Source organism: Neisseria sp. P0019.S003 (genome assembly GCF_051957115.1).
GTDB lineage: Bacteria > Pseudomonadota > Gammaproteobacteria > Burkholderiales > Neisseriaceae > Neisseria > Neisseria flavescens_D.
The window spans coordinates 1-470 of sequence record NZ_JBQCWT010000066.1 but is presented as its reverse complement, the minus strand read 5'-3'; the positions used below and the strand labels follow the sequence as shown (position 1 = coordinate 470).

The following is a 470-nucleotide window of genomic DNA, read 5'->3' as shown; positions in this document are numbered from 1 at the left end:
GTATGAAGGGCCTTGAAAACGCCCATATCCTGCGCCCCGGCTACGCCATCGAATACGACTACTTTGATCCGCGCAACCGCAAAGCCAGCCTCGAAACCAAAACCATCCAAGGCCTCTTCTTCGCCGGACAAATCAACTGCACGACCGGCTACGAAGAAGCCGCCGCACAAGGCCTGCTCGCAGGCGCAAACGCCGTGCAATACATCCGCAAACAAGATCCGCTCCTGTTGCGCCGCGAACAAGCCTATCTCGGCGTATTGGTGGACGACCTCATCACCAAAGGCGTGAACGAACCTTACCACATGTTCACCAGCCGCGCCGAATACCGCTTGCAACTTAGGGAAGACAACGCCGACATGCGCCTGACCGAAGACGGCTACAAAATCGGCTTGGTGGGTGAAGAGCAGTGGCGCATGTTCAACGAAAAACGCGAAGCCATCGAACGCGAAATCCAACGTTTGAAAACAACG

At 56.0% G+C, this 470-nt stretch carries 1 protein-coding gene; it reads left to right on the top strand.

What is annotated here, in order from left to right:
- On the top strand, window positions 1–470 hold a 470-nt coding region (locus ACTHTS_RS11105), incomplete at both ends, for an FAD-dependent oxidoreductase (protein WP_440370070.1).